This is a genomic window from Streptomyces sp. NPDC045998, from assembly GCF_056430285.1.
The window spans coordinates 205042-230554 of sequence record NZ_JBWKLJ010000005.1; the positions used below are offsets into that span (position 1 = coordinate 205042).

Below are 25513 nucleotides of genomic sequence, written 5' to 3' on the forward strand. Positions count from 1 at the left end.
GCATGAGGTCGGGAGCGGGGGGCGCGCGGCCGTCGATGCGCGAGCTGATCGAGCGGCGCAGGCGGGCGGGATTCGTCGGCAGGGAGCGCGAAAAGGCGTTGTTCCGCGAGAACTTCGCCACCGCGCCGGACGAGGAACGGCACCGGTTCCTCTTCCACGTCCGGGGCGACGCGGGCGTCGGCAAGACCACCCTCGTACGGGAACTGCTCGACATCGCCGAGGAGCTGGGGGCCGTTACGGCGTACGTCGACGAGGACGCCGACAGCGTGCCCGACGTGATGGCGGCGATCAGCGCGGCCTTCGCCCGGCAGGGGCACGCCCTGAAGGCGCTGGACCGGCAGTTGGCGACGTACCGGCAGCGTAGCCACGAGGCCGAGCTGGCCTCCGTGGCCGACCGGCCGGAGCCCGCCTCCCCCTCACCGGGCAGCATGGCCGCCGCCCAGGCCGGTCTGATCGGGGCGGGCATGCTGCCGGTCGTCGGCGCCTTCGCCGGGGCCGTGGACCCGGTGGCCGTCGCCCGGCGCGCCGACCGGATCAAGGCGGTGCTCACCGCCCGCTTCCCCAACCCGGAGGACGTCCAGCTCGTCCTCGAACCGCTCAAGGTCCTCACCCCGGTCCTGGTGAGCGAGCTGAACCGGGTCTCGGCGGAGGTCCCTTGGCTGGCCCTCTTCTTCGACACGTACGAAAGCACCGGGCCGTTCCTCGACACCTGGCTGCGCGACCTGGCCGCAGGGGTGCGGTACGGGGCGCTGCCCGCGAACACCGTCGTCACACTGGCCGGGCGGCCACGCCTCGACCCGGTGTGCTGGGCGGACTGGGCCGGTCTCGTGGAGGACCTGCCGCTGGCGCCCTTCACGGAGCCCGAGACCCGACGGCTGCTGTCGGCGAGGGGAGTCGTGGACGAGCCGGTCGTCCAGGAGGTCCTTCGCCTGTCGGGCGGGCTTCCGGTCCTGGTGTCGACACTCGCGGAGAATCCGGGCGCGCCGGACACGGCGGGCGCCGGCGCCGTGGACCGGTTCCTGAAGTGGGAGCCCGACCCGGACCGCCGCGCGGCCGCGCTGGCCTGTGCGCTACCGCGCCGGCTCGACGAGGACGTGTTCGTCGCGGCGACGGACGGAGACCCGGCCATGTACGGCTGGCTGCGCAACCTGCCGTTCGTCTCCGAACGCGACGGCCATGCCCGCTATCACGACGTCGTACGCGTCCCCATGCTGCGACTCCAGCGGACGACCTCGCCGCGCCGCTGGCGGGAGGCGCACGCGCGGCTGGCGGACGTCTTCGCGGAGTGGGCGGCCGTGGCGGTCGAGGGACTCGACGTTCAGGAGCTCTGGGAGCACGAGGACTGGCGGGCCCTGCGACTGGAGGAGCTGTACCACCGGCTGTGTGCGGGCCCGGCCGGCGCGCTGCCCGAGGCGCTGAGGGACGGGACGAAGGCGTGCAACGAGGGGCCGGTCCAGGCCCGCCGCTGGGCACGGGCGCTGACGGAAGCGGGCGAGGACGCGGACGACGCGCTCCTGCGGCGCCTGGGGAACACGTGCCTGGAGGCGCTCGCCGATCCGGCCGCGTCCGTCGTCGCCGTCCTGACCCTGCTGGTCGCCCAGGTGGACTCCGACGACCGTGCCCACGCCGTCGAGGCCCGGGGCCACGCCCTGTACGCCGCGGGCCGGTACGACGAGGCGCTGGCCGACTTCGACCGGGCGCTCGAACTCTGCCCGGAGTTCCCGAGGGCGCTCACCGGGCGGGCCTTCGTCCACCGCGGGCGCGGCGACTTCGAGGCGGCGCTCAGGGACCACGACCGGGCCGTCGAGCTGGCCACGCCGAACACGAGGCCCCTCGCCCATCGCGGAGAGACGTACCGGCGGATGGGCCGCTACGCCGAGGCCCTCGCGGACTTCGACCGCGTGGTCGAACGCGACCCGCGGTGGGTGTGGCCGCGCGCGAGCCGTGCCCAGGTCCTGCGGAAGCTGGACCGGCCGGTGGAAGCCCTGGCCGAGCTGGACGTCGCGTTGGGCCTGGACCCCGACTACCTGTGGGGTCTGGTGCGGCGCGCCCAGGTCCGGCGCGCCCTCGGGGACGTCACCGGCGCCCTGGCCGACCTCGACCGGGCGGAGCGCGTCTCGCCGGCCGACCCGTGGGTGCTGGGCGAGCGCGGGGAGGTCCTGCGCGCGCAGGGCCGCCACGAGGAGGCGGTCACCGCGTACACGCGCGCTCTGCGGCTCGATCCCGCGTACGCGTGGGCGCTCGGCAGCCGCGCCCTGGCGTACGAGGCGATCGGCCGCCGCGCCGACGCCCTGCGCGACCTCGACGACGCGCTGGCCCTGGAACCCGGCTACACGTGGGCGGCGGAGCAGCGGGAGCGCATCCTGCGGGACCGCGTCCCGTCCGGGGGCCCCGGGGACGAAACGGCCACGTGACGCGCGCACCTCGGCCGTCCGGCATCCGTTCGATTACAGTGCTGCGCGCCGGACGCAGGTGACGACGCAGGCGACAGGGACGGAAGGGGCGCGAGGTGTGTGCAGCAGCCACGGCTGTCTGGGGCCGGGCCGAGCAGCAGGACTTCCGGGCCCGGGTGCGGGGGTGCCTGCTGGGGGCGGCCATCGGTGACGCCCTCGGGGCCGGGGTCTCCACGCTGTCCGTGGAGGCGATCCGCGCGGCCCACGGGGCGGACGGGCTCGCCGATCTGGCACCCGCCTACGGGCGGCGCGGTGCCGTCACCTCGGCCACGCAGCTCACGCTGTTCACCGTCGACGGGCTCATACGGGCCCAGGTGCGCCGCGACACCGGCGCCTGGCACCCGCCGTCCGACGTGCACCGCGCCCATCTGCGGTGGGCGGCCACGCAGCGCGACTGGGGCCCGGACGAGCGGCGCAAGGACAACGGCTGGCTCGCCTGCGAGGAGTGGCTGTACGCGCGCCGTGACCCGGCGCGGGCGACGCTCACCGGGCTCGCCGACGAGGTCCTCGGCACGCTCGACCGGCCGAAGAACCCCGGCGCCCGGGACGCGGGGGCCGTCGTGCGCTCGGCGCCGTTCGGGCTGCTGGTCGGCTGGGAGCCGCAGCTGGTGTGCCAGCTGGCCGTCGAGTGCGCGGCGCAGACGCACGGGCACCCCGCCGCGTACCTGGCCGCCGGGGCGTTCGCCGTCATCGTGCACGGCCTCGCGCGCGGCGAGACCCTCGACGGGTCCGTGCAGCGGGCGATGGTCCAGCTCGCGCCCCGCCCCGGCCACGAGCCGGTCACCGAGGCGCTGAAGCACGCCCTCGGCGCCGTACGGCAGGGCATCCCCGGCCCGGCGAGGATCGCGTCGCTCGGCGACACCGACGGCGAGCACGCCGAGGACGCGCTGGCCATCGCCGTGTACTGCGCCCTGGTCAGCGAGGACGTACGGCACGGGCTGCGGCTCGCCGTGAACCACGACGGCCCGTCCGAGGCCACCGGGTCGCTGACCGGCGCGCTGCTGGGCGCCCTGCACGGCGAGACCGCCCTGCCGCCGACCTGGCTGGCCGAGCTGGAAGGGCGGCCGACGCTCCTGGAGATGGCGGACGACTTCGCCATGGAGATGACCCAGGGCCCGGCCCTGCACGGTCCGGGGGTGTCGTCGCCGGGCTGGCTGGCCCGCTACCCGAGGGGCTGACGCGCCGCGGTCGGGGCGGGGCTGCCGTCGTCGGAGTGGAGCCGGTCGAGCACCCGGTCCCGCTCCGGGGTGTCCTCCGGCTTGAGGAAGCCGATGAGGACGTACAGCACGAGTGAGGTCGCGAGCGGCGAGACGATCTGGATCTGGAGCTCGATGGAGTCGAGCCCGTAGTTCGTCAGCCAGAAGGCGAACAGGCCCGCCGCCCACGACACCAGCGCCGCCGTCGGCCCGGACCGGCGGAAGGCGCGCAGCAGGCCCAGCATGAACGGGATCGCGATCGGCCCCATCAGACCGGCCACCCACTTGATGACGACCGTGATGATGTCCTGGAACGTGGGGGAGTTGACCTGCGTGGCCACCGCCATCGACAGCGCGAGGAACGCGATCGTCGACCAGCGCGCCGCGAGCAGCCCGGCCCGGTGCGTCCAGCCGCGCGCCGTCTTCGACAGGGCGGGCGCGATGTCGCGGGTGAAGACGGCGGCGATGGCGTTGGCGTCCGAGGAGCACATGGCCATCGTGTGCGAGAAGAACCCGACGATCACCAGCCCGAGCAGCCCGTGCGGCAGCAGCTGCGCGGTCATCAGCGCGTACGCGTCCGACGCGTCCGGCTTCTGGGGCGTGACCAGCAGCGGCGCGACCCACATCGGGAAGAAGAGGACCAGCGGCCAGACCAGCCACAGCACGGCCGACAGCCGCCCCGAGCGGGTGGCCTCGCGGGCGGTGGGCGTGGCCATGTAGCGCTGGGCCTGGTTCCACATGCCGCCGCTGTACTCGAAGGTCTTGATGAAGAGGTACGCGAGGAGGAACGTCAGCGTGTACGGCCCGGCGGTCGGGGCCGTGTGCCCCTGGAGCTCGGGCCGGTCCCACACGGTCCACAGCGTGCTGAACCCGCCGAGCTCCGCCATGACGGCGACGAGCATGGCGATGCCGGCGAAGAACTGGATGATGAACTGGCCCAGTTCGGTGAGGGCGTCGGCCCACAGCCCGCCGACCGTGCAGTAGACGCCGGTGATGACACCGGTGATGAGGATGCCCTGGTTGAGGGAGATCCCGGTGAAGACGGAGAGCAGCGTCGCGATCGCCGCCCACTTCGCGCCCACGTCCACGATCTTCAGCAGCACACCCGACCAGGCGAGGGCTTGCTGGGTGGGCAGGTTGTAGCGGTTCTTCAGGTACTCGAGGGGCGACGCGACCCCGAGCCGGGAGCGCAGGCGGTTGAGGCGGGGCGCGAAGAGGTGGGCGCCGACGGCGATGCCGATCGCGATGGGGAAGGACCAGGTGACGTACGAGGTGACGCCGTAGGTGTACGCGATGCCCGCGTACCCGGTGAACATCACCGCGCTGTAGCCGGACATGTGGTGCGAGATGCCCGACAGCCACCACGGCATCTTGCCGCCGGCGGTGAAGAAGTCGCCGACGTCGTCCACGCGTTTGTGGGACCACAGGCCGATCGCGACCATCACGCCGAAGTAGCCGATGAGTACGGCCCAGTCCAGACTGTTCATGTGTCCCCTCCAGGGGTCCGCATCGTGAACGTCGAGGCGCTTCGCCGGTCGGTCGCCGATCAGCGGGAAACCCCGTGCGGGAGCGGGGACTTGGGGGATTGAACCGTTTGTTCGCCTGGAGGGTCAAGAGGTTCCGGGTCATGAGTGTGAACGCCGGTCAGCAAGGCGGACGATTTTACTCGCTCTTGACCCGGTGGGCCGTTGTTGTGATCGCGAGGGTGGTCCCACGATGTGGGGGCGCTTCATCGGCGGGGGATGCGGGTCCTCCGCGGTCACTTCGACGGGAGGGGCGGGAGGGGGAGAAGGGGGAGTGCCGGGTGCGGACATGACCGAGCCCCCTCGGCCGGGACGGCGGGCCAGTCGAGAGGGCTCATGCGGTGATGCGGCGACGCGGCGGTGCCGTGACGCGGTGGTGCGGTACGGCGAGGGGGCCTGCTCAGAGCGCGCCCGTGCTCACTTCCCTCACGAACGCGTTCCACGACTCCGGTACGAAGGTGATCGACGGGCCGGACGGGACCTTCGAGTCCCGGACCGCGATCTCCTGGACCACCGGGGACTTCACCTCGACGCACGCGCCGTTGCCACCCGAGTACGAGGACTTCGTCCAGGTGTCCGTGGCGCCCTGAATAATTGCCATCTTCTTCGCTCCGGTTTCTGACCGCGATGGGTCGCGAGTCGGTCGTGCTGGCGTGATCGACGCTACTCGTCGGCCCCGGAGCGCGGGCCCGTCATTCACTCGACTGGATGGCATATTCCATGGAGGCTTCCCTTGAAGGCCGACAGGGGTGTACCTTGCCGGCCTTCTTGTAGGGGGCCCTGTACATCAGCGTGCGTAGTCCTTCATCACGTCGGTGATGAACTGCCGCGTCTGGTCGGCGTTCAGGGCCTGGGCGCGCAGGTGCTCGTACATCACGCTGTACCGCTGCACGTCGTTCGGCTTCTCCAGGTAGAGGTCACTGGTGACGCCCTCGATGTAGACGACGGACGAGTCCGAGGCGTCCGGGAACTCCAGGATCGCGTAGTGCCCGCTGATGCCCGGGTGCGCGCCCATGTCGAACGGCAGCACCTGCACGGTGACGTGGGGCTGCTGCGATTGCTCGACGAGGTGCTCCAGCTGCTCGATCATCAGTTGCTTGTCGCCGACCACGCGGCGCAGCGCCGCCTCGTCGATCACCGCCCACAGGCGCAGCGGCTGGTCGGCGTCCTTGATGCGGTCCTGGCGGCGGGCGCGGACGTTGACGCGCTTCTCGATGTCGGCCGGCGAGCTCTCCGGCAGCGCGCCGGTGATCAGCGCCTCCGCGTACCGCCGCGTCTGCAGCAGGCCCGGTACGACCTGCGGTTCGTACACGCGCAGGGAAGCGGCGTCGGTCTCCAGGCCGATGTACACGCTGTACGGGATGTCGCCGAAGGCGTGCCACCAGCCCTGCTGGCGCGAGTCCTTGGCCATTTGCATCAGCGAGTCCACGATGCGGTGGTCCTCGACCTCGTACACCCCGCACAGGTCGCGGACGTCGCGCTGGCTGATGGAACGGCGGCCGTTCTCGAGGCGGCTGATCTTCGACTGCGAGACCAGCAGCCGTTCCGCCACCTCCTCCGCCGTCATGCCCTTGAGCTCACGCAGTCGCCGCAGCTCCTGGCCCAATCTGCGTCGCCTGACGGTGGGGTTGACGTTGGACGCCACGGAAACTGCACCTCCGGCTGCCTAGCTGTGACTTGGCGTAGCTCTGCGTATCTACGTCTCAGCAGACTGCCACCAAAGCGCCGGTCTCGCTGGAAAATGGCCAGACGTACGGCGAGCGCGAGCGCGCGGGACGGTCGCCGAGGACTGTCCCGCGCGCTTTTGTGCGGCTCCCGAACGGGCTCTTCGAGTTCGTGCTGCGTGCTGCGTGCTGCGTGGTGCGTGCTGCGTGGTGCGTGCTGCGTGGTGCGGGTGCGTGCGGCTACGCGCTCACGACGCGGGCCATGGACCCGGTGGCGCGCGACCGCGGCTGCAACGGGACACCACCGCCCGGCGCCTGCCGGGTGGGGCCCCCCGCCGCGGGGGTGCCGTTACGGCGGGGCTGCGCGCCCGCGCCGTTCTGGACGTCCATCACGGCGTGCGCCACGAGTCCGCCCATGGGGTCGTGCCTGATCAGATCCCGCAGCCGGGAACGGGACGAGCGTCCTTCGTTGCCCGGGTACAGGTGCTTGCCGAGTCCGACCGCATGGGCCAGCGCGGCAAGCGCCGCGGTCCGCGGGTCCGGCGGCACACCGGTGCGGATCGCGCTGTCCAGCCGGGCCCTGATCTCCCGGCTGATCGCCGTCTCCGTCGCCTGATAGCGCGTCGTCGGCAGCACCCCGCACATCTGGCCCTCGACGGCATGCACCATGCCGCACCGCTCCAGATGCGAGAGATACGTCTGGCGGAGCCCCAGTCGGGGCCCGCCGATCCAGTGGACGGCGCGCACCGGGCTGCCGCGCCTGCGCAGCAACTCGAGCGCGGAGTCCAGGGTCGGATCTCCGGTCGGCCGTGGCATCACCACGGCGATACGATCCCCGTCAGGGGCTATCCGTCCCGCCAGAGCCAGCTCCACTAGCTGAGCTCCGGCGAGACCGAGGTCGAGCGACTGCGGCTGCGCTGTGGTACCCGTGGCCGGGTCCAGAGCGAGCAGCAGAAGCTCCTCCGGAAGTGTTCTGCGGCTCCTGCCCATCCATGCCTCCCCGCGTGGATGAATGACAGGGTGACCCCTCTCACATTGGTCTGTCGAGAGCGCCTGGGTGCTTCGTACGGGAACCGGTAGGTATGTCGTTCTCGTCTTGCACGGGGGCCAAGCGCTCACACAGGACACTGGTACATGGTTCGGACACGGCGTTTTTGAAGGAGGCACGGTGGCGGGCGAGTCCCCCGACAAGTCGGAGCAGCGGAAGCCGTCGGGGGAGACGGCGTCGGGCGCACGCGACCCGAGGGTGCAGATGCGCGGCGACGGGACGGTCGTCGACCAGCCGACAGCGGTCTTCAAGACGCTCCCGCGCGCGGCGACGGTTCCGCGCCCGGATGATGCTGCGGACGACGCCTCGGACGACGCCTCGAAGGAGCCCGCGGAGGCCGAGGGGGCCAAGGAGTCCGAGAAGGCCGAGAAGGCCAAGGAGTCCGAGGCTTCCGGTGACGCCCGGCTGAAGGCCGCGGTGGAGGCCTGGGTGTCGCGTGACGCCGACGCCGACGCCGTCGCCGACGCCGACGCCGAGGGTGAGGGCGATGGGGCGGAAGGTTCCGCCACGCCCGACGGCGGGGAGGCCGCACCGGACGAGGCCGAGAACGAGGAATCCGACGGCGAGGCCGACGAGCCCGGCACCGACGACGAGACCGACGAAGACGACAAGGGTGCGGAGACCGCCGCTCCCGACGCCGTCGCCAGCGATGCTTCTGCGAAGAAGACCGTTCCCGCCCCCGCCGCCGCGGAGAAGGACGAGAACGGTAAGAAGGTTGAGGGGGGCGAGGCTGCCGACGAGTCCGAGTCCGAGTCCGAGTCCGAGTCCGAGTCCGAGCCCGCGCCCGTCGACCAGCCCACCGCCGTCTTCAAGGCGATCCCCCGCAAGGCCGTGGACCAGCCGACCACCGCGCTGAAGGCGGTCGCGCCCAAGTCCGGCCCCGAGCCGGCGGCCGAGCGGACCAGCAAGTTCGTACCGCTGCGGCCCGACATGAAGGAGCCGGGCGCACCGGCAGCGTCCGCGTCGAAGCCCGCGCCGAAGCCCGCACCGGAGCAGCAGGACAAGCAGGACAAGCAGGGCAACCAAGACAAGCCGAAGGTCGCGGCGCCGGCGCCGGCGTCGGCCGCCGCTCCCGCCTCGCTCACCGAGGCCGAGCGGACCAAGCAGCAGCCCCTCCCGCCCCGCCCGCCGCTGGACCTGCTCGCGGAGCTGACGAACACGCCGCCCCCGCCGCCGACCCCGGTGCGCACGCTCATCCGGCGCGTGAAGATCTGGACGCCGCTGGTCGCGCTCCTGCTGATCGTCTTTGCGATCGTGCAGGCCGTACGCCCGCTGCCCGCGCCCACCCTCACGCTCGCCGCCCCGGCCACGTACACCTTCGAGGGCGGGCAGCTCGCGATGCCGTGGCCCGGCGAGGGCCAGGGTGCCGTCGAGGTCGACGGTGTCGGCATGATCGGCACGTACGGCGCGAACAAGCCCGGGCCCATCGCCAGCGTCGCGAAGACGATGACGGCGTACGTGATCCTCAAGGAGCACCCGATCACGGGCAAGCAGACCGGCCCGAAGATCAAGGTGGACGCGATCGCGGCGCGGGAGAGCAGCAACGAGGACGAGTCGCGGGTGCACGTCAAGGAGGGTGACGAGTACACGCAGAAGCAGATGCTTCAGATGCTCATGATCCCGTCCGCGAACAACATCGCCCGCCAGCTCGCCCGCTGGGATTCCTCGCAGGAGGAGTTCGTCAAGAAGATGAACGCCGCCGCCAAGGAACTCGGCATGACGAACACCCACTACACCGACCCCAGCGGTCTGGACCGCACCACCGTCTCCACGGCCGTCGACCAGATCAAGCTGGGCAAGGCGGCGATGGAGAACGACGTGTTCCGGGAGATCGTGAACTCTCCGAACGCCACTGTCCCCGGCACCGTCGGCCGGATGGAGAACAACAACAACATCCTGCTGGAGCCGGGCGTGAGCGGCATCAAGACCGGCTCCTCCACCCCGGCGGGCGGCAACCTCCTCTGGGCGGCCAACGCGGAGGTCGACGGCGAGCTGCGCCGGATCGTGGGCGCCGTGATGGGCGTGCAGAAGGGCTCCACCCCGGACCAGAAGCTCCAGGAGTCGATCAAGCTCAGCCTCAAGCTGATCCAGACCGCTCAGGACGGCATCACCTCGGCCACCATCGTCAAGAAGGGCGATGTGGTCGGTCACGTCGACGACGGCCTCGGCGGCCGTACGCCGGTCGTCGCCACCAAGGACCTGAAGCCGGTCGGCTGGCCGGGCCTGAAGGTGGACCTGAAGCTGGTGAGTGGCGACGCCCCGCTCCCGCACTCGGCGAAGGAGGGCACCGTGGTCGGTGAGCTCTCCGTCGGCGAGGGCACGGGCAAGGTCGCCGTCCCGGTGGCGCTCGAGCGGGACCTGGTGGAGCCGGGCTTCGACGACAAGCTGGTCCGGCTCGGCTGAGGTGCGCACCCTGCCCCGTACGCGCACGCGTACGGGGCAGGGGGCCGTCCGAGGACATGTGCCTCGGTATCGTGTGGGCGATGCCCGGGCCGGGCCCGGGGTGCAGACGGAGAGAGCCGCGGTGACCACCACTGAGCCGACGCGCGCGGAGGCGGGCGACGCCCCGACCGGCCGGGACGCCCCCCGCCGGGGCGCCCCGACCGGACCGCGTGACAGGGCGCCTGCGGGCGACGGCACCGGCGGCGCGCGTCCCGCGCACCGTCTCGCGTACCGCCTCCGCCGCCACCCCGTCGCCCTCGCGACGGCCCTCGCCGCGCTCACCCACATCGTCTGGTTCCTGCTCTTCGCGAACAGCGGCGGCGACCTGGCGGCGCAGGACGCGTGGGCCGAGTTCGTCGGGCGCCACCCCGACTCGGCGTACAACCTCGCCTGGTACGGCGGCATGCACCCGGTCTCGTACAGCGTGGTCTCGCCGTACCTGATGTCGGTGCTCGGCGTACGGACGACGATGATGGCGGCCGGCACCGCGTCGGCCGCGCTCACGGCGCTGATCCTGGTGCGGGTGCGGGCGGTGCGCAATCCACTGGCGTGCGCGCTCGCCGCCGTGTTCGCGCTGCTGTGCAACGCGCTGTCGGGCCGGGTGACCTTCGGCCTCGGCATGATGTTCGCGCTCGGCGCGGTGGCGGCGGTCTTCTGCTGGCCGTACCGCTGGCGCTACAAGCGCTGGGCGAAGGCGGCGGTCGCCGCGCCGCTCGCCGGACTCGCGACCGCCGCCAGCCCGGTGGCCGGGCTCTTCCTCGGGGTGGCGGCCGCGGCGCTGTTCCTCAACAAGCGGCGCCCGGGCGCGTACGCGCTCGGCCTCGCGCCGGTCGCGGTCGTCGCGCTCTCCTCCTGGCTGTTCCCCTTCTCCGGTACGCAGCCGATGTCGTTCGCGTCGACGACGCTGCCGTTCCTCTTCGGGGTGCTGGTCTGCGTCCTCGTACCGCGCGACTGGCGCACGGTCCGCACGGGCGCGGCGGTGTACGCGCTGGGCACGCTTCTCACCTGGCTCGTCGACTCGCAGATCGGGTCGAACGTCTCGCGGCTGCCCATGCTGTTCGCGGGCGTGGTGCTGCTGGCGGCCCTGCCGTACACGGCGCCGCGCACGGTCCGGTGGTACGCGGTCGTCCTGGCGTTCATCGGCCTCAACGGCTGGATCGGCTTCAAGAGCGTGGACGACGTGGTGCGTACGGCTCCGGACGCGGCGTGGGCGCGGGAGGCGGCGCCGCTGATCAACCAGTTGCAGGTGCGGGGAGCGGAGAAGGCGCGCGTCGAGGTCGTACCGGCGCGCAGCCACCGGGAGGCGTCCGCCCTCACGCCGTACATCAACCTCGCGCGCGGCTGGAACCGGCAGGCGGACATGGAGCGCAACCCGGTCTTCTACGACGACACGCTCAACTCCGTCACCTACCGGGACTGGCTCCACCGCTGGGCCGTGCACTACGTGGTGCTGCCCAAGGGCGAGCCGGACACCGGCGCCGAGCAGGAGGCGAAACTGGTGCGGGACGGGCAGCCGTACCTGAAGCAGGTGTGGGCGGACGACAACTGGCGGCTGTTCGCGGTCGAGGACCCCACGCCGCTGGCCGATCCACCGGCGACCGTGGAGCGGGCGGGCGCCGGGGAGGTGACGATCCGGGTGACGTCGGAGGGGCGGGTGCTGATCCGGGTGCCCTACTCGCCCTGGCTCGCGCTCCTGGACGAGGAGGGGAAGAAGGTCGAGCCGCCGCAGGAGACGGAGGCGTCGAGACTGCGGGACGACGGCGTGAAGTCGTACGAGAACACCGCCGGCTGCCTGCTGAAGGCGGAGGAGGACGCCGAGGGCGACGAGTGGACGGAGCTCCTCGCGCCGAAGCCGGGCGTCTACCGCCTGGCGGCCCCGTACAAGCTCTTCCCGCGCGGCACTCCGTGCCCGGAAGAACTGCGCTGACTCTCCCGTTACCGTGGGTGACGCTTCATAGTGATCGGCTATGGCAAGCGAACGCACCATACGGGCGGCGGTTGTTGTCGCGGCGGCGGCCTGCTGCCTCGCGGCCTGCGACCCGTCCGCCGATGCCCCGCGGAACGACGGGTTCACCCCGCCCGAACGCAGCCTCCCGTCCCGCATAGCCCCCACCGGCGTGCCGACGTACACGGCGTGGGCGGGCCCCGGCTGCACGACCGACACCGACTACCGCGAACACGGCCGCTTCGAGAACGGCGACGCGGCCTGGTACACCCTCCCGTCCGGCGGCCACCGCGACGACTCCTGCGACGGCCGCTTCACCGCCCTCCCCATGTCGGGCGCCCCCGACCGCGACGGCCCCTCCACCGTCACCTGGACCTGGCCGGTCGGCACCTCCTACGAGCGCTGCGCCCTGGCGGTGTTCATCCCCGACGGCCCGCGTGACATCGATGTCGCGGGCAACCCGACGATCTACCGCATCCTCGCGAACCCGGACGACGCCCCGTCCTCCGCGTACGCCGCCTTCGGCATCCGCCAACCGCGCCACCGGGGCACGCTGGTCGAGGTCGGCACGTACGAGGTCCGGTCGTCCACCTTCACGGTGCTACTGACGGACCGGGGCCGCGACTGGGGGGACGCCTCCCTGGTGGGGGCGCACCATGGGGCGGGGCAGATGAGGGTGAGGTGCCGGTGAGGTCAGTCGCCGTCCTTTCTCGTTGCTGTCAGCCTCGGATGTCGGGCACTGATAGCCACCCTGAACGGCCAAAGCACGCAAGCGAGCTGCCGGCGTCTCGCCGAGGAACTGAGCCGCCGTCCCGTCTCCGACATCATCGGCTTCGCGGAACGGCACGCCGAGGCGCTCTACCGCCTGGATCAAGAGAAGTTCGGCACCCTGCCGGTGATCGGCCTCACGACACGGGACGGCAGGCCCTTCCCGCAATCCTCCGACGTGTTCCTGCACGCGCGCTGCGCTGTGGTGGCTGCAGGTCAGTCCGTGTGGGAGAGCGTCTTCTTCGACGCCGAAAGGTTCGCCCCGTACACCTCCACCGAGTACGACGGCGAATGGCTGCTGTACGTGCCGGACGAGGCGTACGAGCTGGCCACCGGCGAGGAATGGAGCCGTTCCACCCGGTATTGCTCCGAAAGCCACTCCAACAGGGACGGATGGCCGGACCTGCGGAGCTGAGGCGAGCCACCGCTTGACGGAGACCTCGTAGACGACCACGCAGAGCGCCACGGACCCGATGACCGAGGGGACGACGTCGTGTCAAAGGGGCAGTTACTGAAAAAGTAACTGCCCCTTTTGCCTTGTGCCCCCGGCAGGATTCGAACCTGCGACACCCGCTTTAGGAGAGCGGTGCTCTATCCCCTGAGCTACGAAGGCAGGGCTTGCGCGAAGCGTGGCTGAATACTCTGCGTGAGCAAGCGGCCCCGCTGCGGCAAGGGTCTGACCGCCACCGAAGGACGGTCCCTGACAGCGTAGCGGATCAGGGTGACGCGGTGGAGGCTGGGGCGTACTCGTCGCAGCGGTGCTCGGGATGGGGTCGTCGCTGGGGTCCAGGCTGGGATCGGCCCGGACCGAGATCCGTTCCGGCAGGGGCCCGGTTCGCCCGAGCCGTACGCGTCAGTCGCGCTGGCTCGGGCACGACACCCACGTCACCCTCGACGCCTCGACGGCCTGCCAGGACACCTCGCCCGGCTCCGTCACGTCGAGGGCGTCGCCCGCGGCCAGGGTGTAGTCGGTGGAGTCCACGCGGACGACGACCGTGCCGCTGATGACGTAGACGAACAGGCCCCGGTCGTCGAGGGCGACCGGGCAGGTGCCGTGGTCGCCGGGGAGCGCGGAGACGACGCAGCCGCGCAGCGAGAGCAGGGGGTGCGAGATCTCGGTGAGGCCCCGCGGCCCGTCGGGGACCTTGGCGCGGCGGAGGGTCTCCTGGCCCTCCTGGGCGAGCACCTCCGGGATGGTCACGCCGAGGGACTCGGTGATGGCGGCCAGGGTGTGCAGCGAGGGGTGGTTGACGCCCTTCTCGACCGCGGAGAGGTACGACACGGAGACGCCGCAGACCTGGGAGAGCGCCGCGAGCGTGAGCCCGCGCTCCTTGCGCATGCGGCGCAGCTGCCCGCCGACGCGGGCGGCGAGGGTGCTCTGGTCGTCCACGTCTCTCTTCACAGGATCGCCGGGGTGACGGCCCACAGGATCACCGCGGGGTCGTCGGAGGTGACCGTGAGCGTGTGCTCGGGGTGGGAGGAGTAGTGCAGCGTCTCGCCGGGGCCCAGCCGGAGGACCGTGGCCCCGATGCGGGTCTCGATCTCCCCCTCGAGCACGAGCAGGAGCCTCTCGCCGAAACAGGAGTAGGGCGCGGTGGTGTCCGGTGGTTCGATCCGGTCGAGCAGGCCGGTGAAGGCGGGGGCGACCGAGCGCGCGGACAGGACGGTGTAGGTCCGCTTCAGGCCGGTCACCACCCGCATGTGGTTGGTGTCGGCGGCCCGGTGGACGTGCACGGTCTCGCGGGCCACCGGGGGGAAGAACGCCGACATGTCGGTGCCCAGGACGGCCGCGAGGGTCGACAGCGCGCTGAGGCTCGGGGTGGTGACCCCGTTCTCCACGTTGGCGAGGTAGCCGCCGGTGAGGTTGGCGCGGTCGGCGAGGTCGGCGAGCGTCATACCGCGGGCGCGGCGCAGCCGGCGGAGCCTGCCGCCCACCTGTTCCACGAGCTCGTCCATGCGCCGTCCCCGAATCGTCGTTCCGCTCCCGCCCTGCCGTGCTGCCAAGAATAGGCGTGGCTCTGCGGACCGGGGCCTCGGCCTCTTCCCGTACGGCCGGAGCGCGCGGAAGGCGGGGCGCGGTGTGCCGCCGCACCCCCGTGACGCCGGCACACCTCACCCCGCCCGCCGCGCGCTCCGGCCGGCCGTGCGGACCTTCCCGCTCTCAGGCGCCGTCGACGCCCGGCTCCCGCGGGCCCGCCTCCCGCTGGGCGGCGAGCCACGCCTCCACCTCGTGCGACGCCGTCGGCAGCGCCTCCGTCAGCAGCCGGGAGCCGCCGGCGGTGACCAGGACGTCGTCCTCGATGCGTACGCCGATGCCGCGCAGCTCCTCCGGTACGAGCTCGTCGTGGGGCTGGAGGTAGAGGCCCGGCTCCATGGTCAGCACGTGGTTCTCGCGCAGCCTGCCGCTGCCGTAGTGCTCGGGCCGGGCGTGCCCGCAGTCGTGGACGTCGAGGCCGAGCATGTGCCCGAAGCCGTGCAGCGACCACCTGCGGTACGCCATCGTCTCCGGGTCCAGCACCTCCTCCAGGCTCCCCTTGAGCAGGCCGAGCCCGCGCAGTCCCTCGGCGAGGACGCGGTTGCAGACGGTCTGGACCTCGGCGAACTCCACGCCCGGCGCGATGGCCTCCAGGCCCGCGGTCCGCGACGCGTACACGATGTCGTACACGTCGCGCTGCGCCGGGCTGAAGGTGCCGGAGACCGGCAGGACGCGCGTCACGTCGGCCGTGTAGCAGTGGACGTTCTCCACGCCCATGTCGAGGAGCAGGATCTGCCCCGGCTCCACCGCCGCGTCGTTGCGCGTCCAGTGCAGGATCGTGGAGTGGGGGCCGCCGCCGACGATGGAGCTGTAGCCGACGCCGTTGCCGGCGACCCGCGCACGCCAGGAGAAGACGCCCTCGATGTACCGCTCGGACGTCGGGACGTCGGGCCGCAGCCGCCGGGCGACGTCCTCGAAGCCGAGCACGGTGGCGTCGACCGCGTCCTGGATCTGCGCGATCTCCCACTCGTCCTTCTCCAGGCGCAGTTCGGACAGCACGCTCGCGAGCAGCGCGTCCCGTTCCCGGTTGTCGGGCGTGACGGGCAGCGCGCCGCGCTCCATGCCGCCGTCGATGCCGGTGTCGTACCCGCGCAGCACCCGCAGCCGGTCCGAGGACGCCACCGAGGCGAGAACCCGGGGCAGTTCGTCCAGCGGGCGCGTCTCGATCTCGAAGAGGACGGACTTCTCGCGCGGCGAGTAGCGCCGGCCGTGCCAGATCTCACCGTCCATCCGGTCGAGGTACTGGGCGCTGGTCGAGGCGTCCGAACGCGGCTGCGCGTACAGCACCGCGTCGTGCCCGGTGGCCGTCGGGTGCAGCACGAGCACCGAGTTGGGCTCCTGGTCGCCGGTCAGCCAGAGGAAGTCGCTGCCCGCGCGGAACTCGTACGGCGCGCCGAAGGTGCGGGAGCGGATGTTCCCCGTGGGGATCACCAGGGTGTCGCCCGGGAAGGCCGCGGAGAGCAGCGCCCGGCGCCGGGTCAGCTGCTTGACGTGGGGGACCGGGGCGACGTCGGCCTCGTCCTCGCTCCAGCCGGTCGTCATCAGCTCCAGGAACTTCCCGGGGATGGCCCGGTCGTGCGTTCCCGACGTCTCTTCCCGCCCGATGTTGCCCATGGTGTGTCCCTCTTCCGCTGTCGGGGTCTGACGCTGCGCGCAACTCAACAGGCGGGCACCGCCGTGGGCGCGGCCCGCACATTTCCTGTAGAGAAATAACTCTTATCGGTGGCCAGGAAACTAGCGACGGCGCTTCGAGCGTGTCAAGGTGTTCACAGGCCGTCAGGACGCCGGGCGGACACGGGGCGGACACGGGGCGGACACGGGGCGGACACGGGGTGGCCCGGCGTCAACCGCCCGCCCTGACCGGCCGGTTGTGGGCCTGGCCCGTACGGATGGAGTCTGCTGTGCACGAACGAGTACGTCGCGTCGGCGCGGTCCTGCGCGAGAACGGCGGTTCCGCTGAGATCGTCGAGCTTCCGGCCCCCGCCCCCACCGCCGCGGCGGCCGCGGCCCAACTCGGCTGCCCTGAGGGCGCGATCGCCAACAGCCTCGTCTTCCTGGCCGACGGCGCCCCGGTGCTCGTGCTGGCCGGCGGGGACCACCGCGTCGACACCCGGCTGATCGCCCCCGTCCTGGGTGTCGCCCGCGGCAGGATCAAGCGCGCCGACCCCGACGCCGTCCTCGCCGCGACGGGGCAGGAGGTCGGCGGCGTGGCGCCCGTCGGCCATCCGCGGCGCCTGCGCACGCTGGTGGATGTCGCCCTCGACGCGTACGACCATGTGTGGGCCGGTGCCGGCATGCCGCACACCGTTTTCCGTACGACGTTCACCGAGCTGCTGAAGCTCACCGGCGGCGAGGCCGTGGTGGTCTCCGAGGGGTGAGGCGGCGGTCGCGTGCGCGATGCGCTTGCGCGAGCGGAGCGGCACTCTCTGTTATATGCTCCGGCACAAAGTGAAGGTAGGGGATCATGGACGCGACTGATTCGCCCGCCCCGCTCATCTCGGTGCTGGCGGACGTCAGCGCCCTGAGCGACGCAGAGCTGGCCGAGCTGCCGGACACGGTGTTCGGCGCCATGGTGGCGCGACTGCGGGACGACGCCCTCCATCCCTCCTGCGAGCCGGTGTCGGCGTTCGGCTCCGCACTGGTCGAAGTGGGCCGGCACCTGCGGTGATCCCCCGTCAGTTTCTGTTGAAGCTGCACGGGCGGTGCAACCTGTCCTGTTCGTACTGTTACGTGTACGAGGCGGCCGATCAGAGCTGGCGGACCAAGCCCCGGCGGATGGACTCCGCGACCGTGCGGCAGGTCGCCCGGCGGATCGCCGAACACCGGCGGGCCGACGCCTCCCTCCCCGGCGCGGGCATCTCGGTCGTCCTGCACGGGGGCGAACCCCTGCTCGTCGGTGCCCGGCACCTCGACGAGACGCTGAGCGTCCTGCGCGAGGCGCTCGGCAGCGGCCCCGATGTCGCGCTGGGGCTGCAGACCAACGGGGTGCTGCTGCGCGAGTCGGCGCTCCTGCGGGTGCTGCGCCGGCACGAGGTGCGCGTCGGCGTGAGCCTGGACGGCACGGCGCGGAACCACGACCGCAACCGGCGGTTCGCGGACGGCCGCGGCAGCCACGCGGCCGTCGCCGAGGGGCTGCGGGCGCTCGCCACGGCGGAGAACCGGCACCTGTACGCGGGGGTGTTGTGCACCGTCGACCTGGCCCACGACCCCGTCGAGACCTACGAGGCGCTGCTGGAGTTCGCGCCGCCCCGCATGGACCTGCTGCTGCCGCACGGCAATTGGAGCGCCCCACCGCCGGGCCTGGAGGGCAGAGTGCTGCCCGCGGCGCCCCCGCAGCCGGACGGCACGACGGCACCGGCACCGCCACCGGCGCCCGTACCGGCGCCCGTACCGGCGCCGCCGCCGACTCCGTACGCCGACTGGCTCCGCGCCGTCTTCGACCGCTGGTACGGCGCGCCCCGGCGCGAGACCGGCATCCGGCTCTTCGAAGAGCTCATCATGGCGCTGCTCGGCGGCCGCGCCGCCAGCGAGATGGTCGGCACCGCCGCCCCCGACCTGGTGGTCGTGGAGACCGACGGCACCCTGGAGCTGGCCGACAGCCTGAAGGTGGCGTACGACGGGGCCGCCGCCACCGGGCTCGACGTCTTCCGGCACTCCTTCGCGGACCTGGACCGCCACCCCGCCTTCCGTACGCCCCCGCGCGCGGCGGTGTGCGGCCGCTGCCCGCTGGAGCGGGTCTGCGGGGGCGGGCTCTACGCCCACCGGTACCGGGCGGCCGGGGGCGCGGAGCCCTTCGGCCATCCGACGGTGTACTGCCAGGACATGGCGGCCCTCATCCGGCACATCCAGGACGCGCTGGAACGCGACCTCGCCGCCCTCGGACACGACCTGGGTGCGGCCCGGTGAGCCGGGCGCGGCCGCACGTCATCCCCCGCGACACCTTCCTCGCGCTGGCACGCGGGCGCGGCGGCGCCGCGGCCGTCGCCGTCCTGCGCGCCGGGCAGCTGTCCAAGCGCAGGCTGCTGCTGGGCGCGGTGCGCCGGGCCGCCGAGGAGCGCCGGCCGCGCGCCGTCCGCGCCGCGCGGCTCGACGAGACGTACGACGGGCTGGAGCGGCTCCGCCGCCGCTCGCGCGCCCGCTGGGAGGCGGCGCTGCTGGAGCCGTACGTCGACCTGTGGGCGGCCGAGTGCCTGCGCGCGCTGTACGCGGACGACGGCGCGGACCCGCGGCTCGGCGGCCTCGCGGAGCTGCTGGCGGGCGCGGGGCACCCGGTGCGGCTGGAGGCCGCCGGGCACGCGCTGACGCTGCGGATCGCCGACCGGGGGCCGTACCGCGAGGCGCACGGCGAGCCCGTGCCCGGGCCCCTCGGCGCCGGGGAGCTGCACCGCTGGGAGCGGGCCCTCGCGGCGGCCTGGCAGGTGCTGGCCCACCGGCACCCCTGGTACGCCGAGGCCGTCGCCGCCGGGCTGACGACGCTCGTGCCGCTGCGCCCCCGCCCCGACGGCACCGGTGTCTCCTCGGCGGTGCGCCGCGCCTACGGAGCGGTCGGGGTGTCGCTGCCGCCCGACCCGGAGCGGCTGGCGCTGGCGCTGGTCCACGAGTTCCTGCACGTCCAACTGGGCGCGCTGCTCGACCTCGTACCGCTGCACGGCCCCGACTCGGGCACCCGCTACCACGCGCCGTGGCGGGCCGACCCCCGGCCGGCGGGGGCGCTGCTCCAGGGGACGTACGCGCACCTGGGCGTCTCGGACTTCTGGCGGGTGGAGCGGGGGGCGTACGCGCGCGAGCAGTACGCGCACTGGTGCGGGCGCACGCTGGAGGCGGCCGGGACGCTGCTCGGTTCCGGTGAACTGACGGACGTGGGACGGGAGTTCGTGGCAGAGTTGCGGCGGACGATGGTCGCGTGGGGCAGCCCGTAGGCGAGTTCTGGCCATAACGTGACACTCCACCCGCCGCTTGTGTCCGCGCCGCAATAAGGCGTGGGCGGCGGGGGTATCCCCCCGGTGCCGGGGGCGTGCGCTGATCGTTGCCACGAAAAAGCTGGGGGCGTGGTGGGGCCGTACTTCTTCTTGAGCTACGCCAGGGTCGACGACAAAGACGCCTACGTGCACCAGTTCTACGACGACCTGTGCGCCCAGATCATCGAGCTGTCCGACTCCTCCGCCCAGGTGCCCGTCGGCTTCCGGGACACAGCTCCATCCGGCTCGGCGAGCACTGGAGCGAGCAGCTGGAGCGGGCCCTCGGCAGCTGCCACTCCATGGTGGCGCTCTACTCCCCGGCGTACTTCCGCAGCGAGTGGTGCTCCCGCGAGGCGGGCGTGATGCTGCGGCGCGCCAACCAGTACTTCGTGCGGACGCGGAAGGGCTCCTCGTCGCTGATACCCGTGCTGTGGCAGCCCGTCGAGGTGCCGCAGGAGGTCGCGCACATCCAGTACGTCACCGACGGCCTCGGGTCCTGGTACGCCGACGCCGGGCTGCAGCGGCTCCTCCAGCGCGACCCCGGCGGCGACGACTACCGGAACGCCGTCCGGCTGATCGCGCAGCGCGTGCTGGACGTCGCCCGGAACGAGAGGCTGCCCGCGCCCGAGCACCCGGTGCGCCTGGCCCACGAGCCGCTGTCGTTCCAGCCGCGCACCGAGCCGGTCCGGCCGGGCAGCACCGTGCGGTTCTTCGTCGCCGCGAGCACCGCGGAGACCGCGCCCGAGGCCCGGCGCGGCGCGCCGTACTACGGCCGGGCCGGGCTCGACTGGAACCCGTACCACCCGCAGGAGGAGTACCCGCTCTACCAGCAGGCCCAGCGGCTGGTCACCGCGCAGGGCTACGGCACCGCCTACCACGAGGTGCGCACCGGGCTCACCCGGCAGCTCAGCCAGGCGTGGCGCGACGACCAGGTGACCATCCTGCTGGTGGACGCGTGGAGCGCCCCCGCCGCGCCCTACCGGCGGCAGCTGGAGGACTTCGACCGCACCGAGCACCCGGCGACGGGCGTCCTCGTGCCGTGCCACCCGCAGGAGGAGCGGGACCACCACGAGCTGTGGAGCGGTGTCACCGAGATCTTCGAGCGCAAGGCGTCCCGGGGCACGCACGACCGGCAGTTCCAGTTGCGGGTCTGCTTCCCCGACTTCAAGCGGGCGCTCGGGCAGATGGTGTCGTCCGCCCAGAACAACCTCATCCGAAAGCGGCAGGCCACCGTCGGGCCGCCGCTCGGCCCGGACGGCGAGGCGGACACCGCGCCCGCGGCCCGGCCGATCCTGCGGGGGCCGACCGGCGGTTCCGCCGCGCGCCGCCCGCAGGCCCCCGCCCCGCAGGCCCGGCAGCGGCACGAGCCGCCGCCCCGCCGGCCCGACGAGCGCGGGCCGCGCATCGCGTACAACCCGTACCACCCCTACACCCCGTACGAGCCACCGCAGCGGCGTGAGCCCGGCGGCGAGGGAGGGCCTCCACGATGAGCAGCTCCGCCACACAGGCAGCGCCCGGCACGGTCGTCACCTTCTACTCGTTCAAGGGCGGGGTGGGCCGCACCATGGCCCTGGTCAACACCGCCTGGATCCTCGCCAGCAACGGGCTGCGGGTGCTGATGGTCGACTGGGACCTGGAGGCCCCGGGCCTGCACCGGTACTTCCACCCGCTGCTCGTCGACCCCGAACTGAGCTCCACCGAGGGCGTCATCGACCTCATCCGCGACTACGCCCTGCGCGCCGACGAACCGGGGGCCGAGGGCTACGAGGACCGCTCCGCCTGGTTCCGGGACCGCTGCGACGTGGACCGCTGCATCGTCGGCGTCGGCGTGGACCTCGACGGCGGGGGGCGGCTGGACTTCCTGCCGGCCGGGCTCCAGGACGACGGGTACTCGGCCGCCGTCTCCACCTTCGACTGGGACCACTTCTACACCCGCCTGCAGGGCGCCACCTTCCTCGCCGCCCTCCGCGACGAACTGCGCGGCCGCTACGACTACGTCCTCATCGACAGCCGCACCGGCCTCTCCGACATCGCCGGCATCTGCACCGTCATCCTCCCGGACGTCGTGGTCGACTGCTTCACCCTCAGCGCCCAGTCCATCCAGGGCGCGGCGGCGGTCGCCGAGTCCATCCGCGCCCAGGTCGGCCGCCGCCCGGTGCGCATCCTGCCCGCGCCCATGCGCGTGGAGTACGCCGAGCAGAAGAAGCTGGAGGCCGGCCGCGACCTGGCGCGCGGCCGCTTCGCGTCCTTCCTCGGCTCCATGAGCCGCGAGGAGCGCGACCGCTACTGGGGCGATGTCGAGATCCCGTACCGGCCCTTCTTCGCGTACGAGGAGATCCCCGCGCCCGTCGGCGACCGGCCGCACCAGGGCGGCAGCCTGCTCGCCGCCTCCGAGCGGCTCACCGGGCGCATCACCGAGGGCCGGGTGACCCGGCAGCGGGCGATGCCGGAGACGATGCGCCGGGCGCTGCTCTCCTCGTACGAGCGGACCAAGCCGCCGATCCCCTCCGACCTGTTCCTCAGCTACGCGCCCGCCGACCGCATGTGGGCCGAGTGGATCGCCTCCCGGCTCACCGGCCTCGGCTACGAGGTGGCGCTGAGCGGCGCGGCCGAGCACGCGGGCTCCGGGGCGCTGACGGAGGTGCGGCGCGCGCTGGAGGGCTCCGGGCGGATCGTGGCGCTGCTCTCCCCGGACTACGTGCGCCTGCCGCACGCGCACGAGGTGTGGAAGGCGGTCGCGGCCCGCGACCCGGAGGCCTCGCAGCGGATGCTGATCCCCATCCGGATCCACGCGGCGCCGCTGCCCGCGCCCTTCGCCGACCTCGTCGCCGTCGACCTCGTCGAACGGGACGGCGCCGACGAGGCCGAGGCCGCGCTGCTGGCCGCCGTCGGCCGGCCCGGCGTCACGGCCGGGGACGGGGCGCTCCGGCCGCTCCCGCCCGACGAGGACCGCAGCCCGCGCTACCCCGGCACACCGCCGCCGGTGTGGCAGGTGCCGCCGCGCAACGCCGCGTTCACCGGGCGCGGGCGGGTGCTGGAGGAGATGCGCGACGGATTCGCGGCGGGCGGTCCGCTGGGCGGTCCGCCGCAGGCCGTGTTCGGCATGGGCGGCGTCGGCAAGACGCAGGTCGCCATCGAGTACGCGCACCGGTTCGCCGCCGACTACGACGTCGTGTGGTGGGTCAACGCGGGCCAGCCCGGTCTCGTACGGCAGGGGCTCGCCGCCCTCGCGCCCCGGCTCGGGCTGCCGTCCGGCGAGGGCGAGGACGTGACCGTGACGTCCAACGCCGTCCTGGAGGCGCTGCGCCAGGGCCGCCCGTACCGCAGGTGGCTGATCGTCTTCGACAACGCCGAACAGCCCGAGGCGCTCGCCCCGCTGCTGCCCACCGGCCCCGGACACGTCCTGGTGACCTCGCGCAACCGCACCTGGGGCGAGCGGGCGACCCAGATCGAGGTGGACGTCTTCGCCCGGGACGAGTCGGTGCGGCTCCTCCAGACGCAGAACCCCGACCTGCCGGACCCGGACGCGGGCCAGGTCGCGGAGGCCCTCGGCGACCTGCCGCTGGCCGTGGCGCAGGCGGCGGCGTGGCTGGAGCAGTCGGCGATGCCGGTGGAGACCTATCTGGAGCTGCTGTCCACGCAGTTGGCGGCGATGCTGGAGCAGGAGTCGGCCACCGCCTATCCGCGCTCGGCGGCGGCCACCTGGCTGCTGTCGCTGCGCGCCGTACGCGAGTCGATGCCGGCCGCCGCGCAACTCCTGGAGCTGTGCGCCTTCTTCGGGCCGGACCCGATCCCGATGTGGGCGCTGTACGGCAACCGGGCCGGGGAGCTGCTGGCCCGCCACGACCCGCGGCTGATCGACCCGATGCGGATGGGCACCCTCTTCGCGGAGATCAACCGCTACGGCCTCGCCCGCACCAACCAGAGCGACAAGACCATCACCCTGCACCGGCTGGTGCAGGAGGTGCTGCGCTCCCAGGTGCCGCAGGAGGAGTGGGACGCCCTGCGCGCGCACGTCCACGCCATCCTCGCCGAGGCCAACCCCGGCAACGCCGAGGACCCCGCCTTCTGGGACCGCCACGCCTCCCTGCTGCCGCACCTGCGGCCGTCGCGCGCCTTCACCAGCCGGGACAGCCGGGTGCGCCGCTGGATCGCCGAGTCCGTGCGCTACCTGTGGCGCCGCTCGGACTACTCCGCCGCGCAGGAGACCGCGGAACGCGCCCTCGCCGCCTGGGTGCCCGTCTTCGGCGAGGACGACCCGCTCGTGATCTACCTGCGCACCCAGTACGCCAACGTGCTGCGCTCCAGCGGGCGCATCGAGGAGGCGTACGCCATGGACGAGGAGGCCCTGCGGCGCGCCCGCGAGGTCCTCGGCCCCGACGACCACTACACCCTGGTGGCCGCCGCCAACCTGGGCGCGGACCTGCGCAACAAGGGCGCCTACACGCAGGCCCGCGACATCGACCAGGAGACCTACACGCTCTGCCGCCGCGTCTTCGACGACGACCACCCGCGCGTGCTGTTCGCCGCCAACAACCTCGCCGTGTCGCTGTACCTGGTCGGGGACCGGCTGGCGGCGCGCGAGATCGACCGGGGCGTGTGGCAGGCGCGCCTGCGGGTCAGCGGGCCCAACCACCCCGACACGCTCAACTCGGCCAGCAACTACGCGCGCGACCTGCGGGAGACCGGCGCGCAGACGGAGGCGCTGAAGCTGATCCGCGAGACCGTGGAGGCCTTCCGGCAGAAGACCGGCGAGCGCCACCCCGCCACGCTGCGGGCCTCCCGCAACCTCGCCGCCACGCTGCGCCGCCTGGGCCGCTACGAGGAGGCCAGGGCGCTCAGCGCCGACATCCACGAGGCGTCGATGTCGGTGCTCGGGCCCGACCACCCGGACACCCTGGCGGCCGCCATGAACCTCGCCTGCGCGCTGGTGGCCACCGGGCGGGCGGGGATCGCGCGGTCCCTGGCCGAGGACACCCTGGACCGCCACCGCACACAGCTCGGCGGGCGGCACCCCTTCGCCCTCGCCTGCGCCAACAACCTCGCCATCTACCTGCGGCTGACGGGGGAGCGGGCGGCCGCGCTGGCGCTGTCGCGCCGGACCGTGCAGCAGTACCGGGAGGTGCTCGGGCCCGACCACCCGTACACCCTGTGCAGCGCGATGAACCACGCCACCGACCTCGGCGCGGACGGCGGCCCGGCGCGGGCGGAGGAGGCGATAGGGCTGGAGCGGGAGGTCCTGGACGGGTTCACGCGGGTGCTCGGCGCGGACTACTACGACGCGATCGGCTGCGCCTCCAACCTGGCGATCGACCTGCGGGCGGCCGGAGCGGAGGACGAGGCGGAGGAGCTGCACGAGGAGGCGCTGCGGCGGGCGCGGGCGACGATGGGGCACGACCATCCGACGACGGAGGCGGTACGGGGGTGGGTGCGGCTGGACGCGGACATCGAGCCGCCCGCGACCTGACGGAGTCCCCGAAC

The 25513-nt window shown here is 72.9% G+C and carries 19 protein-coding genes and 1 tRNA gene; 12 read left to right on the top strand and 8 right to left on the bottom strand.

The window, feature by feature from the left end:
• Window positions 1-2: 2 nt before the first annotated feature.
• Both AC07FJ_RS17420 and AC07FJ_RS17425 read left to right on the top strand, forming a co-directional pair.
• Window positions 3-2414, top strand: a complete 2412-nt coding sequence (locus tag AC07FJ_RS17420; protein WP_479049803.1) for a tetratricopeptide repeat protein — start codon at window positions 3-5, stop codon at window positions 2412-2414.
• Window positions 2415-2509: 95 nt separating this feature from the next.
• On the top strand, window positions 2510-3631 hold the full coding sequence (locus tag AC07FJ_RS17425; RefSeq protein ID WP_468293609.1) for an ADP-ribosylglycohydrolase family protein: 1122 nt from the start codon (window positions 2510-2512) through the stop codon (window positions 3629-3631).
• Here the strand turns inward: AC07FJ_RS17425 and AC07FJ_RS17430 are convergent.
• The 4 genes from AC07FJ_RS17430 to AC07FJ_RS17445 form a co-directional block, all read right to left on the bottom strand.
• Entirely contained in the window at window positions 3616-5136 is a 1521-nt protein-coding gene (locus AC07FJ_RS17430; protein ID WP_479049805.1) for a sodium:solute symporter family protein, read from the bottom strand. The genes AC07FJ_RS17425 and AC07FJ_RS17430 overlap by 16 nt on opposite strands.
• A gap of 436 nt (window positions 5137-5572) precedes the next feature.
• A complete protein-coding gene (locus tag AC07FJ_RS17435; protein ID WP_479049807.1) occupies window positions 5573-5773 on the bottom strand; it encodes a DUF397 domain-containing protein in 201 nt (66 codons plus the stop codon).
• A 186-nt stretch (window positions 5774-5959) separates the two neighbouring features.
• Window positions 5960-6817, bottom strand: a complete 858-nt coding sequence (locus AC07FJ_RS17440; RefSeq protein WP_361417849.1) for a helix-turn-helix domain-containing protein — start codon at window positions 6815-6817, stop codon at window positions 5960-5962.
• A 259-nt stretch (window positions 6818-7076) separates the two neighbouring features.
• Window positions 7077-7826: a GOLPH3/VPS74 family protein gene (locus tag AC07FJ_RS17445; RefSeq protein ID WP_479049809.1), complete on the bottom strand. Its 750-nt coding sequence runs from the start codon at window positions 7824-7826 to the stop codon at window positions 7077-7079.
• Between the two features lie 178 nt (window positions 7827-8004).
• On the opposite strand from AC07FJ_RS17445, the gene AC07FJ_RS17450 reads away from it, so the two are divergent.
• The 4 genes from AC07FJ_RS17450 to AC07FJ_RS17465 all read left to right on the top strand — a co-directional run bounded on the left by AC07FJ_RS17450 (window position 8005) and on the right by AC07FJ_RS17465 (window position 13454).
• Window positions 8005-10287, top strand: coding sequence for a D-alanyl-D-alanine carboxypeptidase family protein (locus tag AC07FJ_RS17450; RefSeq protein WP_479049811.1), 2283 nt, complete (start codon window positions 8005-8007; stop codon window positions 10285-10287).
• Between the two features lie 121 nt (window positions 10288-10408).
• Window positions 10409-12253: an MFS transporter gene (locus tag AC07FJ_RS17455; RefSeq protein WP_479049813.1), complete on the top strand. Its 1845-nt coding sequence runs from the start codon at window positions 10409-10411 to the stop codon at window positions 12251-12253.
• A 40-nt stretch (window positions 12254-12293) separates the two neighbouring features.
• Window positions 12294-12962 (top strand): adhesin, encoded by a 669-nt coding sequence (locus AC07FJ_RS17460; protein WP_479049814.1) that lies wholly within the window; start codon window positions 12294-12296, stop codon window positions 12960-12962.
• 60 nt (window positions 12963-13022) lie between these two features.
• Entirely contained in the window at window positions 13023-13454 is a 432-nt protein-coding gene (locus tag AC07FJ_RS17465; protein ID WP_479050192.1) for a DUF4240 domain-containing protein, read from the top strand.
• A gap of 125 nt (window positions 13455-13579) precedes the next feature.
• Here the strand turns inward: AC07FJ_RS17465 and AC07FJ_RS17470 are convergent.
• From AC07FJ_RS17470 to AC07FJ_RS17485, 4 genes are all read right to left on the bottom strand, one after another.
• Window positions 13580-13652: transfer RNA gene (locus tag AC07FJ_RS17470), tRNA-Arg, on the bottom strand.
• 240 nt (window positions 13653-13892) lie between these two features.
• Window positions 13893-14429: a helix-turn-helix domain-containing protein gene (locus AC07FJ_RS17475; protein WP_479049816.1), complete on the bottom strand. Its 537-nt coding sequence runs from the start codon at window positions 14427-14429 to the stop codon at window positions 13893-13895.
• Window positions 14430-14437: 8 nt separating this feature from the next.
• A complete protein-coding gene (locus tag AC07FJ_RS17480; protein WP_361417903.1) occupies window positions 14438-14995 on the bottom strand; it encodes a helix-turn-helix domain-containing protein in 558 nt (185 codons plus the stop codon).
• Between the two features lie 205 nt (window positions 14996-15200).
• Window positions 15201-16688 carry an aminopeptidase P family protein gene (locus AC07FJ_RS17485; protein WP_479049818.1) on the bottom strand — a complete coding sequence of 496 codons (1488 nt, stop codon included), beginning with the start codon at window positions 16686-16688 and terminating at the stop codon, window positions 15201-15203.
• 287 nt (window positions 16689-16975) lie between these two features.
• On the opposite strand from AC07FJ_RS17485, the gene AC07FJ_RS17490 reads away from it, so the two are divergent.
• The 6 genes from AC07FJ_RS17490 to fxsT all read left to right on the top strand — a co-directional run bounded on the left by AC07FJ_RS17490 (window position 16976) and on the right by fxsT (window position 25499).
• Window positions 16976-17452 (top strand): YbaK/EbsC family protein, encoded by a 477-nt coding sequence (locus AC07FJ_RS17490; protein WP_479049820.1) that lies wholly within the window; start codon window positions 16976-16978, stop codon window positions 17450-17452.
• Between the two features lie 86 nt (window positions 17453-17538).
• Window positions 17539-17742 carry an FxSxx-COOH cyclophane-containing RiPP peptide gene (fxsA, locus tag AC07FJ_RS17495; RefSeq protein WP_479049822.1) on the top strand — a complete coding sequence of 68 codons (204 nt, stop codon included), beginning with the start codon at window positions 17539-17541 and terminating at the stop codon, window positions 17740-17742.
• Window positions 17739-18980, top strand: a complete 1242-nt coding sequence (locus AC07FJ_RS17500; RefSeq protein ID WP_479049824.1) for a radical SAM protein — start codon at window positions 17739-17741, stop codon at window positions 18978-18980. The genes fxsA and AC07FJ_RS17500 overlap by 4 nt, the downstream gene beginning before the upstream one ends.
• Window positions 18977-19993, top strand: coding sequence for an aKG-HExxH-type peptide beta-hydroxylase (locus tag AC07FJ_RS17505; protein ID WP_479049826.1), 1017 nt, complete (start codon window positions 18977-18979; stop codon window positions 19991-19993). Before AC07FJ_RS17500 ends, AC07FJ_RS17505 begins: the two co-directional genes overlap by 4 nt.
• 209 nt (window positions 19994-20202) lie before the next feature.
• The gene (gene fsxC, locus AC07FJ_RS17510) at window positions 20203-21522 is read left to right on the top strand and encodes an FxsC protein (RefSeq protein WP_479049828.1); all 1320 of its coding nucleotides are present in this window, start codon (window positions 20203-20205) and stop codon (window positions 21520-21522) included.
• A complete protein-coding gene (gene fxsT, locus AC07FJ_RS17515; protein ID WP_479049830.1) occupies window positions 21519-25499 on the top strand; it encodes an FxSxx-COOH system tetratricopeptide repeat protein in 3981 nt (1326 codons plus the stop codon). The genes fsxC and fxsT overlap by 4 nt, the downstream gene beginning before the upstream one ends.
• The last annotated feature ends 14 nt before the right edge of the window (window positions 25500-25513 follow it).